The organism is Paenibacillus sp. J2R1T-4 (assembly GCF_059692235.1).
The window spans coordinates 48,282-65,284 of the sequence record NZ_JCAUBA010000031.1 but is presented as its reverse complement, the minus strand read 5'-3'; the positions used below and the strand labels follow the sequence as shown (position 1 = coordinate 65,284).

12 protein-coding genes and 2 other annotated features are annotated in these 17,003 nt (G+C 50.1%); of the genes, 3 read left to right on the top strand and 9 right to left on the bottom strand.

All coding sequences use genetic code 11. From position 1 onward, the window contains the following. Positions 1-2,086, top strand: a 2,086-nt coding sequence (locus tag AC58QD_RS30735; RefSeq protein ID WP_497338864.1) for an immunoglobulin-like domain-containing protein, incomplete at its 5' end; no start/stop codon positions are given. An 80-nt stretch (positions 2,087-2,166) separates the two neighbouring features. On the opposite strand, the gene tatC is transcribed toward AC58QD_RS30735, so the two are convergent. The 6 genes from tatC to AC58QD_RS30705 all read right to left on the bottom strand — a co-directional run bounded on the left by tatC (position 2,167) and on the right by AC58QD_RS30705 (position 6,170). Further along, positions 2,167-2,949 (bottom strand): twin-arginine translocase subunit TatC, encoded by a 783-nt coding sequence (tatC, locus tag AC58QD_RS30730; protein WP_497338863.1) that lies wholly within the window; start codon positions 2,947-2,949, stop codon positions 2,167-2,169. 135 nt (positions 2,950-3,084) lie between these two features. Continuing rightward, positions 3,085-3,330 (bottom strand): twin-arginine translocase TatA/TatE family subunit, encoded by a 246-nt coding sequence (locus AC58QD_RS30725; RefSeq protein WP_497338862.1) that lies wholly within the window; start codon positions 3,328-3,330, stop codon positions 3,085-3,087. A 34-nt stretch (positions 3,331-3,364) separates the two neighbouring features. Then, positions 3,365-4,408: a molybdopterin-binding protein gene (locus AC58QD_RS30720; protein WP_497338861.1), complete on the bottom strand. Its 1,044-nt coding sequence runs from the start codon at positions 4,406-4,408 to the stop codon at positions 3,365-3,367. Further along, a complete protein-coding gene (locus AC58QD_RS30715; protein ID WP_497338860.1) occupies positions 4,405-4,899 on the bottom strand; it encodes a MogA/MoaB family molybdenum cofactor biosynthesis protein in 495 nt (164 codons plus the stop codon). Before AC58QD_RS30715 ends, AC58QD_RS30720 begins: the two co-directional genes overlap by 4 nt. Positions 4,900-4,934: 35 nt before the next feature. Further along, complete coding sequence (gene moaC, locus AC58QD_RS30710; protein ID WP_497338859.1) at positions 4,935-5,432, bottom strand: cyclic pyranopterin monophosphate synthase MoaC; 498 nt, start codon at positions 5,430-5,432, stop codon at positions 4,935-4,937. A 102-nt stretch (positions 5,433-5,534) separates the two neighbouring features. Then, positions 5,535-6,170 (bottom strand): 5-formyltetrahydrofolate cyclo-ligase, encoded by a 636-nt coding sequence (locus tag AC58QD_RS30705; protein WP_497338858.1) that lies wholly within the window; start codon positions 6,168-6,170, stop codon positions 5,535-5,537. 201 nt (positions 6,171-6,371) lie between these two features. Between AC58QD_RS30705 and AC58QD_RS30700 the strand changes: the two genes are divergently transcribed. Next, positions 6,372-8,396, top strand: coding sequence for an ABC-F family ATP-binding cassette domain-containing protein (locus AC58QD_RS30700; RefSeq protein ID WP_497338857.1), 2,025 nt, complete (start codon positions 6,372-6,374; stop codon positions 8,394-8,396). Between the two features lie 710 nt (positions 8,397-9,106). Here the strand turns inward: AC58QD_RS30700 and AC58QD_RS30695 are convergent. The 3 genes from AC58QD_RS30695 to AC58QD_RS30685 all read right to left on the bottom strand — a co-directional run bounded on the left by AC58QD_RS30695 (position 9,107) and on the right by AC58QD_RS30685 (position 14,714). After that, on the bottom strand, positions 9,107-11,773 hold the full coding sequence (locus tag AC58QD_RS30695) for a hypothetical protein (RefSeq protein WP_497338856.1): 2,667 nt from the start codon (positions 11,771-11,773) through the stop codon (positions 9,107-9,109). Between the two features lie 323 nt (positions 11,774-12,096). Beyond that, positions 12,097-12,912: a class I SAM-dependent methyltransferase gene (locus AC58QD_RS30690; RefSeq protein WP_497338868.1), complete on the bottom strand. Its 816-nt coding sequence runs from the start codon at positions 12,910-12,912 to the stop codon at positions 12,097-12,099. Positions 12,913-13,175: 263 nt separating this feature from the next. After that, the gene (locus AC58QD_RS30685) at positions 13,176-14,714 is read right to left on the bottom strand and encodes a 2-isopropylmalate synthase (RefSeq protein ID WP_497338855.1); all 1,539 of its coding nucleotides are present in this window, start codon (positions 14,712-14,714) and stop codon (positions 13,176-13,178) included. Positions 14,715-14,767: 53 nt separating this feature from the next. Continuing rightward, positions 14,768-15,053: a binding site (T-box leader), on the bottom strand. 41 nt (positions 15,054-15,094) lie between these two features. Further along, positions 15,095-15,404, bottom strand: a binding site (T-box leader). Positions 15,405-15,562: 158 nt separating this feature from the next. Here AC58QD_RS30685 and AC58QD_RS30680 point away from each other — a divergent pair. Beyond that, complete coding sequence (locus tag AC58QD_RS30680; RefSeq protein WP_497338854.1) at positions 15,563-16,966, top strand: extracellular solute-binding protein; 1,404 nt, start codon at positions 15,563-15,565, stop codon at positions 16,964-16,966. Positions 16,967-17,003: the final 37 nt, after the last annotated feature.

Below are 17,003 nucleotides of genomic sequence, written 5' to 3'. Positions count from 1 at the left end.
AAAAGGGCCTGCGTCCATTACGATTCCGCAAGGCGAGACTTATTTGGATCAAGGTGTTAGCGTATCCGATCACGAGAATCCCGCTGATCCTGTTGTAACCCTGAACGGTGCAGTCGACACTAACGTTCCTGGTACTTACGAACTGACTTATACGGCAACAGACCTTGCAGGAAACACCGCCTCGGTTGTTCGGTACGTAAATGTATTAAGCAGCAATGCCAACCTAAGCAGCCTGTCCGTCGATGGCTATGGCATTCCATTCGATATGAATCAGAGTCATTACACCGTATCTGTCAGTTACGACACACTAGCCGTACAAATACACGCACTGCCAGCAGATTCGCAGCATGCTAATGCCGTAATAAGCGGGCCCTACAACACATTAGCAGTTGGCCCTAACACCATCACGATCCTGGTTACAGCAGAGGATTCATCTACGAAGGAATATACAATTGTGGTGACCCGAGAGGAACTGGCTGCTCCGACTATCGTGAATATCTCAACGAATCCTTTACCAGGAACGCCAACCAGTGGAAATGTTACGGTATCAGCAGCTGTCTATGGCAGTCATATCACATCTTTCAAATGGTTACGGGGTAACGCAAGTATCGAAGCTTTTGCAACTGGAGGCAACCAGCTCCCAATAACAGGAGGCAGCTTCCAAGTATCAGAGAATGACAATTACACCTTGTACGCACTTAATGATAGAGGCAGACACGACCTCAGAACGGTGTCCGTTCAGAATATCGACCGTGATGCACCAGCTATCCACTTAAAGGCTTCTAGCAGCTTAACGCTTACCCAGGGGACATCTTATATGGAACCAGGCTACACGGTAATTGATGAAGTAGACACAGCTGCCCAGCTTATTGTTACTATTCTGGGAACAGTCAATACGAATGAGCTAGGTATCTACAAACTGATTTACACCGTAAGGGACCGAGCAGGGAACAGCTCCTCGGCTGAGCGAATGGTTACAATTGTTCGTCCGCTGAGCAGCAATGCGAATCTGAGTTCATTATTACCTCAGGACCACACATTGAACTTCTTACCGAATGTTACCGAGTACACCCTGTTGGTCCCTTACGAGATTGCAAGCTTGCCGATCTCATATGCAGTTGCAGATTCCAGTGCATACGTTACGGTTACTGGCACGGTCTACCACTCAACTGCTAACTCGGTGGTTGCAACTCTGCAGACGGGTCCGAATGTAGTCCAGTGGCTCGTTACTGCAGAGAACAACAGTACAAAGATCTACACGCTTACGATTACAAGAGCATCCTCAACGAATGCTTACATCGAGCAATTCAGCTTACTAGATGGGGGCGGCGTGTTATCCCCTCAATTTGACAGCAGGACCTTCGATTATGACTTGTATTTACCGAGCACCAGTACTATATATCTCGGAACCCTGTATTTGTCTGATCCTTTGGCCAGCTTCACAGTAACAGGTGTGACTTATACCGTAACCGGCGCAACGTATAACCCTAGCTACATCGTGTTCGATTTTGGGAATGCATCAAGCTTTGTTATTACTGTTCTAGCTGCTGATCAAGTTACGCAGAACCATTACCATTTTAACTTGCAACGAGTAACGAGTATAACCAATCCGATTGGGTATGCACGAATGCTAGACGAACAAACCATTCAACTCCGATTCCAAAACAGTGTGGCCGCACATAATCTGCAGCTACTGGATCATTTAATCATGAATGGAACACCAGCCACTATTCATGGAATCCGATCCGCGTATACAGGCTCACAGACAGTGCAGCTAGAGCTTGAGCTTTCTCAACCGGTCAGTCCCACTTCGTCGCTCTCGATTAGTATTCTGCCCGGCTTGCTGAAGACAACCGACAATACGCCTATCACATTGCTTCATATTCCAATCGCGAATCAAAGCAGCATACAACAGATTTATCAGGCCTTAGATACGGAACAGGATGGGCTGCACGTCGAAGATATACTTCGGTATATAGCCTTGCCTAATGGGAACAAGGATTTCAACAATGACGGTATTTACGACAGGCACGATTTGTTGTTCTTACTCAGCCTTATTACCACTCCTTCAGGAGGATCAGATTAAAGGTTCGCACAAGCAAGAGGGCTGTCTCAAAGAAGTAAATTCCTACTTCTTGAGACAGCCCTCTTATTCTTTTCCGTTCATTATGATTTCGTTGCAGCCGCTGAACCTTCACCGTACTCCTCTTCCCACAATCGCTTCTGCTCGAGCTGCTTGCGATAAATGACACCGGACAGCAGCACACTAATCTCATACAGGATAATAAGCGGGATCGACACCAGAATATCCGAGATGAAATCTGGCGGTGTGACGAAGGTTGCAATAATGATCAGGATCAAGTAAGCAAGCTTACGCATTTTACGCAGTCGAATGGGGTTCAATATGCGCAGCTTCGTTAGAAACATAACCAGAATCGGGAGCTCGAACAAAATCGACATCGGCAATATAATGTTAAACATAAACGTAAAATATTGCGATATTCCGTACGTTTCCGTAAGTCCCAAGCTCTGCGTCACCGAAGAGGTGAAGTAGAAGGCCATCGGAAATACGATGAAATAGCCGAAGGACAACCCGATCAGGAAAAGAAGAACGGTAGCCGGAATGTAGCGGAGCGTAGATTTGTGCTCCAGTTCCGTCAAGCCTGGCTTAACAAAAAGCCAGAACTGATACATCGCAAACGGCAGTGTAAAGACCAAGCCTACTGCAAAAGCAAACTGCATAAAGATGCGAATACCGTCCCACGGAGAGAACGTATTGAGCGGCATATGAAGACTCGCTGCAGGTTCCACGCTTACCAAATATAGAATAATTGGCTTTGCAGCGAAAAAACCTCCGATCATCGATACCACCAACACAACTAAAACCCAAATAATTCGTTTACGTAACTCTGTCAAATGGTCAACCAAGGAGGCTGCTTCACCGCTCATTACAAGTTCACCAACCTAACTATGACTACTCAAGCATAAACGGCTGCCGTCCTTATGGGCGGCGCCGTTTGGGTGGAATGATCAGAAAAGACTCTGATAGTTGTACAATGTATACTGGTGCTTCTCTTCTAGCGCTTATTCAGGAAGTCTCTTCTCATTGGATGAATCGGATTTCTGATCCAGTCGTGGCGAGGATTGCGAAGACGATACTTCCTTACGATTCTCCTGTTCGGAATCATTCATCATCTCTTTGGCACCGCTCTTGAACTCGCGAAGCGTACGTCCGAAAGCACGGCCCAGTTCAGGCAGCTTGCTCGGTCCAAACAATAATAAAGCCACTAAGATAATTAAGATAAAACCTGTTGTTCCAATATTCGGCATTTTAAGCCCTCCTCATAATTTTACGTGCTGTTTGTTAACCTTTGTCTGCATGTAATCCGCCGTAGCCAAGCTCTGTAATGTGATAGCGTTCTATAGGAACACCCGCACAAATCCGCGGCAGTAAAACATCGAATGACGTGAAACGGTCGTATATCACACAACCTGGCAGTCCCATAATGGGAGTTTCCCCTAAATACGCCATCATTAGCATCGAGCCTGGCAGCATAGGGGTACCATGACTGATGATTCTGGCCCCAGCCTGCTTAATTGCGCCTGGTGTGCGGTCATCCGGATCGACAGACATTCCACCTGTAACTAATATCAAATCGACTTCTTGTTGCTCAAAGTATCGGATTTCTCGGACAATGGCCTCACTGTCATCTGGCGTCATTCGCTGTTCAATTATTCGTGAACCTAACGCTTCCACCTTTTCTCGAACAACAGGGCCGAACTTATCTTCGATCAAGCCTGTATAAACCTCACTCCCCGTCGTAATAAGACCGACACGAAGGCTGGTAAACGGTAGTACCGTAATAGGTGCTTTCCCATTGTGCTCTTCTTTCCAACGGATCGCCATCTGCTCGATTGCTTCGATCTTGCTCTTCGCTACCACCAAAGGGATAACACGTGTACCGACAAGACTCTGGCCAGATCTCACTACAGAGAAATCAGGTACAGTCGCCATCGCAATCTGATCGAAGGCATTCAATTCATCAATGAAAGCCTTCTCAATACGTACAACGCCTTCAATCGAGGACCGAATCAGCACCTTTCCTTCACTGGCTTCAGTCAAGCTCACATTAAGACCTGCTACGGCCTGAGCCATCCGCAAGGCGGCTTCATCTTCGTGAAGGTCGTCGGAGCCAAGCTCCATCACATAAATATGGGCTTTTCCAATACGCAGCAGCTCCGAGATGTCCTCCTCGCGGATCACATGCCCTTTCCTGAACAATCTTCCTTTGAATTGTCCAGGAATAATCTGTGTTAGATCGTGGGCCAAGACCAGGCCTACTGCATCTTCGACTCTTACTTCTGCCAACTTCGTAACCTGCGATTGTTCACGGCTGCTCATGCTCATTCTTCCGGCTCCCATCCCCCGCCCTTTAATTGGGCCAGCGCGGCGGGAAGCTGATCCATAACAGCCGCCAAGCTCTCCAACACGCCTTTGGGAGTGCCCGGCAAGTTCAAGATAAGCGTCCGTTCTCGGATACCAGATATACCACGTGTCAGCATGGCATAACCGGAACGCTGCAGCATTGCGGCCCTCATAACTTCCGAGAAGCCTGGCGCCAAGCGGTCGACTACCTTAAGAGTAGCTTCCGGCGTTACGTCGCGGAGTCCCATTCCTATACCGCCGGTCGTGAGCACCAAGTCTGCCCTGTAGTAATCCGTCATTTCAATAAGCGCTGCCATGATCTCATCGGTCTCGTCCGGAACGATCCGGTACTCAATAATATCGCCTTGCAGCTCTTCTTCCACCAGCTCGCGAATGACCTGTGCACTGGTGTCTTCTCTTTCACCGCGGGATCCAAGATCACTCGCCGTCAGCAGGCCAACCTTCCAGCGCATAAGCTCCCTCCCTCATCATGGTAGCGCAATTGTTATTACCCGATTGATTCAGATACCCGATAATCGCCGTTTTTCCCGCCTGTCTTGGAAAGTAGCAATGTAGGACCAATCGTCATTTCTTTCTCTATCGCTTTGCACATGTCGTAAACCGTGAGGGCTGCAGCGGATACAGCAGTCAATGCTTCCATCTCCACTCCGGTTAACCCGGTTGTCTTAACCATGCCTTCAATATACAGCTCATTGTACCCATTATCCGAGAAGCTAATATCTATTCCGCTTAGAGGTAAGGGGTGACACATTGGTATCCAGTTGGAAGTTTGCTTAGCCGCCATAATTCCCGCAACCTGAGCAACTGCTAACACGTCTCCTTTACCCACTTTGCCTTCCTTAATGACCGCGAGTGTGGACGAACGCATCGTAACTGTAGTGCGAGCAACGGCTGTCCGTTTGGACACACTTTTGTCCGATACATCCACCATCCGGGCGCGTCCTTCAGAATTGAAATGAGTCAAAGAGTGGTTCGCATTCTCCATTCAAGCACCTCCCGTGGACTATACATATCTATACTTATCTCCAGTATACTTCATTTTTCTCAATACGTCTTCTCGTTTCTGTTAAAGCTTGGTGAACGTCTGTCAATGCCCATTCCTGTATACACTTGTCTCGGTGACGACCGCATCCACCATCAAATCATGCGAGGCCATCGGCACACTTGGAACGATCTGAACATCGTAAGAGAGCGCCAGCTTGAAAGGTTCTTTTCCCGTCTGAACCAGGCATCTGCGCATGAATCGATCGTAATAGCCGCCCCCATAACCAAGCCTGCCCATCCTAGTATCAAAAGCAAGTCCCGGAACAAGCATCATCTGAACAGCATCCATGCGTTCCAGTTCAGGTACAGTAACTTTTGGCTCGAGAATGCCGTAAGCTCCTTCCTGGAGATCATCGAAGCTTTTTATTACATGAAGAGTCAATTGCCGTCCCACAGGTACAACTCTTGGAGCAGCAATAGCAACCTGATTCAACCAGCACCATTCCAGAATCGGGGTCACATCTACCTCAGCTTTTGTAGGGATATATGTAAACAAGACTGGATCATTTGCTGAATGCATCCGGTCTGGACGTTGGTCTACAAATAATGGCTGCAGGAACGATTGAATGGCGGTTTGGCAAATTGCTGTGGACTTCATCTTACGTTCTTCTGCGGCCAAGGCTGAGCGCTTCGTTTCCATTTGACGCCTGAGCAGCTTTTTATGCTCCTGCACGTACATCCACTCACCCCTTTTATGGCCCTAACTACTGCTAACTAGTGTAACACATTGATCAGGGAGGAAAAAGTGGATGAAAAACGCTAGAGATGCGTACATCGTGGAGGAAAACGTTGGTGCAGACTAGTGAATAATTGGGTTTTCAGGTAAACTTAATCTAACTATTAGTTAATCATGTGAAAAGTCTCGCGGAGGTAAGTGCAAATGCTGCTGCAAGTGAATCAAATCCACAAAAGCTTCGGAATCAAGCCGATTCTGATTAATATATCTTTGCAAGTACAAGAACGGGAACGAATTGGTCTGGTAGGCGCGAACGGAGCCGGAAAATCGACCTTGTTGCAAATCATAGCCGGCCATATGAGCGCAGATTCGGGTGACATATTCAAATCCAAGGAAACTCGTGTCGGCTATTTGTCCCAGAATACAGGACTGCAGTCGGATGAGACGATCTGGAACGAGATGCTCGTAGTGTACGCAGACTTATTGGAAGCAGAGCAAGCGCTGAGGAAGCTCGAGAGTCTCATGGCTGATCCTGATATTCAGGCAAATGAGAAAAAATATGAGGATGTCCTGCATCGATACAGCATCCAATCGGAACGTTTTCGAGAGCAGCGTGGGTATGAGATTGAGGCTAGAATTCGCGGGGTTTTACACGGGATGGGGTTCAGCAGCTTCGCTCCCGATACTCGTATCGATACTTTGAGCGGGGGACAAAAAACAAGACTAGCTCTAGCCAAGCTGCTGCTGCAGGAGCCGGAGCTGCTTATTCTGGATGAGCCTACGAACCATCTGGACATTGATACGCTTACCTGGCTCGAAGGTTATTTGCGCAATTATCCGGGTGGCATCCTGGTTGTATCGCATGACCGATATTTTTTGGACGCCCTGGTTCAGGGTATTTACGAGATTGAACGAAATGTATGCAAGAGATACACAGGCAACTACAGCAGGTATGTGGAGTTAAAAGCGGCTGAGTATGAAATCCAGTTGAAGCACTTTGAAAAACAGCAGGATGAGATCTCGCGTATGGAGGATTTTATCCAAAAAAATATTGTTCGGGCCACAACGACCAAGCGAGCTCAGAGCCGCCGCAAAGCTTTAGAAAAGCTGGATCGACTGGATAAGCCAATGGGTGATTTGAAGAGAGCATCCTTTCGATTCGAAGCAGGTCGCGCTTCCGGTAAGGAAGTGTTGAACGTTCAGCAATTGTCGGTTACTTTTGAAGGTCAGGAGAATCCGCTTTTCCGTAATGTATCCTTCGAGCTGCGTCGCGGGGAGACGGTGGCGCTAATCGGTCCTAACGGGGTCGGGAAGTCGACTCTGTTGAAATCCCTTACTGGTGATCGGACTCCAGATACAGGAAAGCTTCAATGGGGCACGCATGTGGATTTGGCCTATTATGATCAGGAGCAGGAAGGATTGAATCCGCAGCAGTCGGTGTTGGACGAGCTGTGGAACGCTTATCCGCATATTGAGGAAGCACGTATTCGAACAGTGTTAGGTAACTTCCTGTTCAGCGGGGAGGATGTGTTCAAACCAATTGCGGCATTAAGCGGCGGAGAGAAAGCCCGAGTATCCCTTGCCAAATTGATGCTGCAAAAAGCCAACTTCCTCATCCTGGACGAGCCTACCAACCATCTCGATCTGTTCAGTAAAGAAGTGCTGGAATCTGCATTATTGGATTATGATGGTACGCTTCTGTTCATTTCACATGACCGGTATTTTCTCAATAAAATGGCGGAGCGAGTATTGGAGCTGTCTGTCGACGGAGTTGTTAGCTATCTGGGCAATTACGAGGACTATGTCGAGAAAAAACAGGAGCTGGCCGAGATTGAAGCGGAGCGTCTGGCCAAGCTTGGTAATGGCGGCGGAGTCGGAAAAGGTGGCGGAAACGTAGGCGGAGCTGGACAGCAGATGAAGACTGGCGAGCTGAACAGCGGCGGCAATGCTGCAGCAGCACGCGCACAATCCGGCACAGGCGGAAGCAAACTAGATCTGGAGGCAGAGAAGCAGCAGAAACGTGAAGAACGAAGCCGCCAACGTAAGGTTGAGCAGTTGGAGGCGGAGATTGCCCGGCTAGAGGGCGAAGTAGCTGCGGTAGAAGCCGAACTGCTCGAGCCGGACGTCTATAACGATTATTTGGCCGTTCAAGAACGCAACCGCTTGATCGAACAGCATAAGGCAACGCTAGAGCCTCTGTATGAGCAGTGGGAGTCTCTGCTCGTGTGAGGTCAGGATTAGGATGGCAGACGGGCATGAATAGTTAAGTACGACAGTTGGGATCCCATAGGAGCCCTGGAGGTATATATTGCTTCGGGTTCCACGCCTGACAGGTACGAATATGATTAGTTAAGTACCTGCCAGGCACCTATTGTGCGTCTCACCCGCCATTTGGGCTTCAATAGGTGCCTCGGAGGTACTTATTGCTCCGGGTTCACGCCTGACAGACACGAATATGATTAGTTAAGTACCTGCCAGGCACCTATTATGCGTTTCTCCCGCCATTTGGGCTTCAATAGGTGCCTCGGAGGTACCTATTGCTTGGGGTTCCACGACTGACAGACACGAATATGATTAGTTAAGTACCTGTCAGGCACCTATTGTGCGTCTCACCCGCCATTTGGGCTTCAATAGGTGCCTCGGAGGTACCTATTGCTTGGGGTTCACGCCTGACAGGTACGAATATGATAAGTTAAGTACCTGACAGGCACCTATTGTGCGTCTCACCCGCCATTTGGGCTTCAATAGGTGCCTCGGAGGTACCTATTGCTTGGGATTCACGCCTGACAGGTACGAATATGATTAGTTAAGTACCTGCCAGGCACCTATTGTGCGTTTCCACGGGCATTTGGCTCTCAATAGGTGCCTCGGGGGTACCTATTGATTGGGGTTCCACTCACTAGTAAAGTCAGTCTATCGCGACCGGAAGGAACAGCGATTTACTGGCGATCAATGGCCTGAAGCTTCAACAAAAGCAGAGGAACAGCAGCGAATATAATCATTGTCCCCGCCGCTACAATGCCAGAGTCATTGAAGATAAGCGCCGCGATGGCGCCCACCGCGATGGCGGAGCAGCCGTCCATGAGATAGGGATGGCTGTTTTGCCATCGCCGGAGCTCACTTGGACGTAAGACTACAGCGAGCATAACGATTAGACCAGCAAGCAATACTTTACTCCACACCGACACTCCTAATAGGTGGATGTTCATCTGCAGCTTGCGAATAGCCATTGCGCGGACAAGGTCGAAGCGCCCTTCGTGCAGCCAGCCCATAGCTCGGCCGATGTGGCTCTGCGCGCCGGGAGGCTGCGGGAGCACGGCGTTAAGCAGCCACAACGCGGCGACAGCGAGGGCCGTTAGCGCGAGCGAGGCTAGCGCGAGGCGCAGCACGCCGAAGCGGCGAGCGCGCGTGCTGGCGAGCGAGGCTAGCGCGAGGCGCAGCACGCCGAAGCGGCGAGCGCGCGTGCTGGCCAGCGCCGGCCCCGGCGCAGCAGTGCGCCTCGCTGCCGCGCTCACGCTAGCGTCGGCGCGGGCAAGCACGCGCGGCAGCGAGGCACGGCACGCGACGCCGAACGCGACGACGGCGGCAATGGCGCCGCCCGCGTTCGTGCCGAGCTGCGGCGCGGCGAGGTACAGCGCGACGCCGGCGCAGACGGCGCAGACGGCCGCGGCCGCGAGGCGGCGAGCGTGCTGCGCACGGCGGTCGCTGGCGGCCTCCGCGCGCGTCATCGGCAGCTCCGCGCCTTCCGCGGCCTCGCTCTCCGCGCTGTCGCCTGCTGGTGCGAGCACGTCGCTGACCGCACCTACTCGCGCTGCCGCGCGCGGCATCAGCGGCTCAGCTCCTCCCACGCTCACAAGGTTGACCCTAGCTTCCGCGCCCCCACTAGCGGCGCTGCTACCCGCCAGTGCGCTTGAAGCGTGCGATCCACCGCGGGTCCCCACCCAACAGTCCAAGCCAAAAGCGATGGCCAGCACAGTGGCGCCAATCAACACCCCCATGAACTCGTTGCCCATGCCGTAGAAACGAGCTCCTAATACAGGGTCATAACCGAGCAAGGACCGCTTCATCCCTGGCGCCCCGACCAGACCATCAATCAGCAGCGCCGCTGCCGTGATGCAGCTGACAATCCCACCCACAGCGACAGTCCTCGTTCTAGCTACCGCTCCCCAGGTGCTCCCTGCAATCAACAACCCCACAAATAACAACACCAGTATCCCCGGACTAGTCTGGACTACCGCTAACAACCACCCAAGCATTAACATCACTAAAGGTGCAATCAGAAGAGATAGCAAAAGAATCCGAAGCAAGAACCGAACACCCCACTTGCTGCTTAATGCAGCCCAGTTAACACATAAAAGCACAGCAAGCAGCACAAATACCTCGTAACCTGCAAAAGGAAGCAACAGTCTTGGCCGAAGCACATAAACATTCCTTATCCCCTCTAGCTGTCTTTCCAATATTGTCCACACAGGCGATGCTTCTGAGCTGGGCATTACTTCGATCGGGTGACCGAGCATCTCAGCAGGTGATTCATTGGCATATCTACGGATGAGAGATGGCGCCAGATCGTAAAGGGTTACAATTCCTGCTCTTCTAGTCGATGCGGAAATGAGCAATCCCGGTGTGATCCCCGTTTCATAATAAATCAGCGGTAACATCGTACCAGGTTGCCGGGCAGCACGATAGGGTCCGCTGGACAGGAGCCATATCCCTTCGTCTTTCCGCAGATCATCCAAACACATCCCTATAAATGCGTCCAACTCTTGCAAAGTTGCAATCTTCCACTGCTCATACACATTTACTGAAAAATGATTGCGAGACTCCTCCAAACGGCTGAAATCTCCCCACTCGATTGAAACGATTGACTCAGATGGCGCTGCCTTCCACATTTGAAACAGCTTAACTCGATCCATCCGTACCCCAAAAGGTCGTTTGACATCCTGCACAAGCATGTTGGCCGAGACATCACCATGAGCAATCTGTCCTGAGCGATCCGCAAGCAGCAGCACAGAGAATCTAGCTTTGTGCACACCGTCTGTATTTCCATATGTATATATCGGAATGCCGCGCGCCTTCAATGTCTCTCCTAGCAATCCAGGCATGGTTAGAAATCCCGAGCGTGAAGTGATCTGTTCCGCTATAGAGAATTCAGGGATTAACACCTCCGACTGCTCGTTAGGCTTTTGTCCTCTATAACGATCATACAACTGCTCTGCAGCGTACCCTTGCTTCTCTTCCAGTCGGTTTAATCCATAAGCTTCACTTCCGCTGCCTGCAGGAGCACCCGCGCCAATTGTCGCGTAAACGTCCTCCAGCCCTTTACCAAACGTCCGAGTAGACAGTGCTCCAAGCCCTGCATGGTGCAAAAGCCAATACAAGTACGGATACTCCGCCCGATCCTTCTCAACCGTTTGCCAATGCTCGAATCTAAGATCCGGAACACTCAATATCAATTGTTTTCTAGCGCTTGGTGCGGAATCCCTATGCATTTGGTTATCATTAAGAGTACGTGTATTTTCTTGTTCAGCATGAGTTATGGATCCCAATCCTGAGCTGACAAGAATAGCGAGCAGCCCTGCAATCACGAATCCTCTTAATCCCCGCACAACGGTCTGCCTCCATCCTGTACTATGGAAAAATCCAGTAGCAGTTTCCGTTAGAGTAACCGAATCAGCCTGTTTCTATGATTGATATAAATATTAGATTTGGAGTGCCCGCCTTAGAAGTGGCCGCTCGCGCTTGATCGATCCTGTAGAGCGGAACTTCCGCTTTAGAAGCAGCCACAGGCGCCCGTTCAATCCTGCAGAGCGGAATTTCCGCTTTATGAGCGGTCACTCGCGCTCGTTCAATCCTGCAAAGCGGAACTTCCGCTTTAGAAACAGCCGCTCGCGATCGTGCGATCCTTCAGTGCGAGCTGTCTTTTCAGCTCCTATCCCTTCCTTTTGCCAATGTAAAGAATGTGTGATGAGGTTCCAAGTATGTAAGGATTCGTAGCCGCCTCCATAATCAAGCACATGATTTGCTGAAACTCCTCATCACCGCGTGATCTCCAATACTCCCACTGCTCGGGTTTCATGCCTCCCGCAATACTGCTTGAGCTAATAAGCTGAGAGTCCTCAAAGCCATTCCGCTCCATGAATCCAACAATCTCTTCTATATTGCAGAAGTAAGCCCCTGTAAAGCGGCCCTCATCGCTATGATCAAACTTTCCGGTTTCCCTAAAAGCCGCAAGGCCATCGGCAGTATGATTCGGCTTCCAATGTAAAGGGTACTGCAGCGAAGTTTTCAGTTTTCCAATTCTGGACATAAACGCCACGAACACGGGAGCTCCCGGCTTGGTCACACGATACAGCTCTTGAACTGCGCGAACGCGATCCGGCTCCTCCTGCAGATGGTACAAGGGACCGAGCATTAGGGCGCCATCGAACTGCTGATCTCCCAATGTCTCCAGATTGCGCGCATCCGCAGCATGAAACCCGCGAAACCGATGCTCCAACTGCAGCTCCTGTGCTTTCACTTTAGCTTGCTCCACAAGGCGGGGTGTCAGGTCCGTAAGCGTAATCTCATAACCTGACTCTGCCAAATGCACAGCATATTTTCCTGGGCCCGCACCATTATCGAACACATGCCCGTTTGGCGGAAGATGCTTACGAATAAAGTGAGTATTAACTAGAAACTCGATCGGCTCCCGATCAAGCCGCCCCCATTCGTCGAATTGATTGTAATATTGAATGATATCATCCACCTTATACACCTGACCTTTTCTGCTTCTATTCACTTATCCCCAGCTCTATCCACAGCCTATTCCCAGGCTCGCATAAGAATTCACACAGGATAACACTTTCCACCAGCGAAACATCCCCACTATCCACAGAATCGCATGAAAAAAATATCCCCTTTTCAAAAAGCTGCACAAACCCTTTATTTACAACTGGATCGAATAAGATATCCACATTATCCACATGCCCTGTGGATATCTTTATCCACATCCAGAAAAACTTGATCAGCTTACTCTAGCTGAGCCCGCGCAGCCTGATTACAAGCCGACAAACATGCCTTGACAACCGCCATTACAACATCCTGATCGAGTGCTGAACCGCGGTAAGGCCTTCCCTCCACAGCAATCTCAACAGCGGCCTCTGCTTTGGCACGCTCTCCATGCGCCATCGATTGCAGCTCCATGTCGATAAACTCCAGATCAAAAGGCATCGCAGATTTGATACATTGAATCAATGCCTCTACCGTCCCTTCACCTGTTGCCGAGAAAGCTTGCTCGCTTCCTTGAACGTGATCCGCCAGTGTAATGGAGGCTACCCGATTCTTAAGACTGCTTGTCACCACTTGCACGTCCTGTAAGGTGAATCGCTCCAACGTCTGGTTGATAGTACTGCTCACAAGACGGATCAGTTCATCGTCGGTGACGTGCTTTTGCTCATCGGCTTTTTCCTTGAATTGGTTGAAAAGCTCCTCCAGCTGTCCGTCCTGCAAGGTAATCCCGAACTCAGCTACACGGTGCTGGATCGCGTGTCTGCCGGAATGTTTGCCCAGAATAATCATATTGCGAGGGATGCCAAGCGCTTCTGGATCCATGATCTCAAAGGTATTGCGGTTCTTCAGAAGCCCATCCTGATGAATGCCTGACTCATGCTGGAAAGCGTTGCGGCCAACAATCGGTTTGTTATAGGCAATTGGAAAATGCATGGCGCGGCTAACCGCGCGCGAGGTTTCGTATAGTTCTGGCAGAACGATGCCTGTCTCCACCCCTAACGCCTCCTTACGCGTCTCGATGGCCATTACAAGCTCCTCCAAAGAGCAGTTGCCTGCCCTCTCGCCTACTCCGTTAATCGTCACTTCCACTTGCGACACACCGGCTTGAATGGCTGCAATACTATTCGCTACAGCCATGCCCAGATCGTTGTGACAGTGTGCGCTGTAGGCAACGCGGTCGCCGCCTCTGACATGCTCCCTCACTCTGCGGAACATTCGACCATATTCATCCGGCAGCGCATAACCCATCGTATCCGGGATGTTAATGATGGTCGCCCCTTCTGCTACGACTGCTTCGACCAGCTCGAACAAAAACTCTTCTCCGGTCCGCGAAGCATCCATCGGGGAGAACTCGATTCGATCGACGTATTGCTTGGCATAGGCGACCATTTCCCTTGCCATCTTTACGACCTGATCCTGTGATTTGCGCAGCTGGAATTCAAGCAGAATCTGGGACGAGGAGATGAACAGATGCAATCTGCGATAGTGGGCATCCTGTGTAGCGCGAACGGCCGCATCGATATCTTGTTTCAGCGCTCGAGCGAAGCCTACAATCTCTACTCCCTCAATTTCTCGCGAAATTTGCTGTACAGCGGCGAAATCCCCAGGACTAGAGATCGGGAAGCCAGGCTCGATCGCGTCCACTCCAAGCCGTGCCAATTGACGGGCCAGGACAATCTTTTCCTCCGGATGGAGCGATGCTCCTGGTGATTGCTCTCCATCCCGCAGGGTAGTATCAAAAATTGTGATTTTGCGTCGATTCATTTCTTTATTAGTCATGTCTTTATCCTCCTTAGAATGTAAGTGAACAACAAAAAACCTGCCGTCTCCTTGTAAGAGACGACAGGTTACTGTCGCGGTACCACTCTTGTTGGCCTGGATATTTCCACCAGACCCGCTCTGTGTGCTTGTCATCCTGCTGATGCTGCAGTAGATTCGGCACAACCTGTTAACGGGGGTTATCCGTGCAAACCTCAAGAATACCGCGCATCATGCGGTTCCTATGTTCAGTCTGCCTGCTCCCGGGCGAGTTCAGGGTGACTTCCTTACTGCGTCGCACCAACCCGCAGCTCTCTGAGAAGGAGGCTTATCCTTACTGCTCCCGTTCTTTGCATTGTATCGATTCATTTAATGAAAATAAAAAAAGCCCATCGTCTCAATCAAGAGACGACAGGCTGTGCTGTCGCGGTACCACTCTTGTTGGCCCGGCGATAATTGCCGAACCCACTTAGGTCGTGCGTTAAGTCAGGGTGGTGCCAGAGTTACTCACTCTTACGGCCACTTTCCTGCGCACTACACCCGATCACGGAGGTTAACCGTCTGAATGTACTTATTCATTCTCCATGAGGACAATGAAGTTCCATTCTGCCGCTCCCGGGCGAGCTTCTGGTTAGCTTCGACTGCGTTGCACCAACCCGCAGCTCTCTGAAACGATGCTAGTACCGTACTGGTCCCGTTCTTTGCGTTTGAGATTAATGAATATTGTTATGAATTATAGTATGCGTCTCCCCCCGTTGTCAATACCTTGATATCACTACTATTATTGTACAAACCGTACGTACCCGCACGATAAGGTGTTATGTTAGAATGATGTAAACGTTACTCCTTCTGAGACAGGAAGCATCCAAATGAAAAAAAATCAAAACCAGTATTTATACATTCAATTAGCGGATACCCTTCGGGAGCAAATCAAGTCAGGGGCTATTCACACGGGTCAATTTCTACCTTCAGAGAATGAACTGTCTCGCCAGTACGGAATAAGCCGCATTTCTGTTAGAAAAGCACTGGAATTACTCGTTCACGAAGGCCTGATTATTCGTAAAATGGGGCAGGGCACTCTAGTTTCTGCAGAGGCAGCCGTGACAGTTCCTACCAAAACACGTACATTACGAGTTGCATCCGCATCGCCTTCTCACTTCTCCAACTATTGTTTCTCTTGGCTGGCCAAAGAGTTCGAAAAAGAAGTGCCTGGAGTTAAGGTCGCCTTGCTTAATTTCCCTACCAGCCAATTCTGGGATTCCGTGCAGCACTCCAGATTAATGGGCGTTGTTCCAGAAATTCTTGTTATTTCCGATTGGCTCTTCACCGAAGTCGAAGACTTCGAAGCATACGAGGATCTGTCTCAGTCTGTGCGAATTACAGGCAATTTTTTCTATCCTAAATTATTGAATGCTTTTCGTCGTGATCATGTGCTGCGCGGTATTCCTGTGACTTTCAGTTCTGTCTTCATGGTCTACAACCCGGATCTGTTCGAGCGCCAGAACATTCAGGTTCCGGATTCCTCATGGACGCTGCAGGATCTGTTGGCAGCTGCCAAGCAGCTCACACTCGATACGAACGGAGATGGCATTGTTGACCAATACGGATTCGGCATCTCCTCTACCCATATCCGTTGGCCTGTCATCGCTTTGCAGCATGGGGTGGACTTCTCTCAACTCGAAGATTCACCGGAACAGCTGCGAGCTTCGCTTGAATTGATGCATCGTTTGTTGTACGTAGACCGATGCGCCATTTTACATTCTTTCAACATGAACCAATTGGGTCAGGATCCTTTTCTGAATGAGAAGGTTGCCATGATGTTTACAACCGCGCTTGAGCTGGCTTATTGGAAGCATTCAGGCATTCCTTTCGAGCCTAAAGCGGTACCTGTCCAGTTCGGTCCGGACAAATCATCCTTGTTGGTGGCCAACGGCTTGATGGTCCCTTCGGATTGCGATGAGCCCGAGCTCGCGCACGCGTTCATTGAATTCATTATTCGACCAGACATTCAGGAAGAGCTGCTGAAGCGCTTCAACTTCTTGTCCGTGCTTAAGCCGATCAACGACCAATTGTTAGACCGAACGTTCCTGGAAGCTGCTAATATGGTGGACAATCAGCTAAGCGATTCTCATTTTGGCCATAATATATTTCCCGATTACGATCGTCTGATGGAGCTAAGCCGTCACCTAGCCATGTTCTGGAACGGGTTGGACTCGGTATCCCAGACGATTGAGAAAATGAAAATCATGTTTAGAAATCGGGATCATGCGTGAGGCAGCCGATACGATGGACATGAGTGTGGTAACCAAT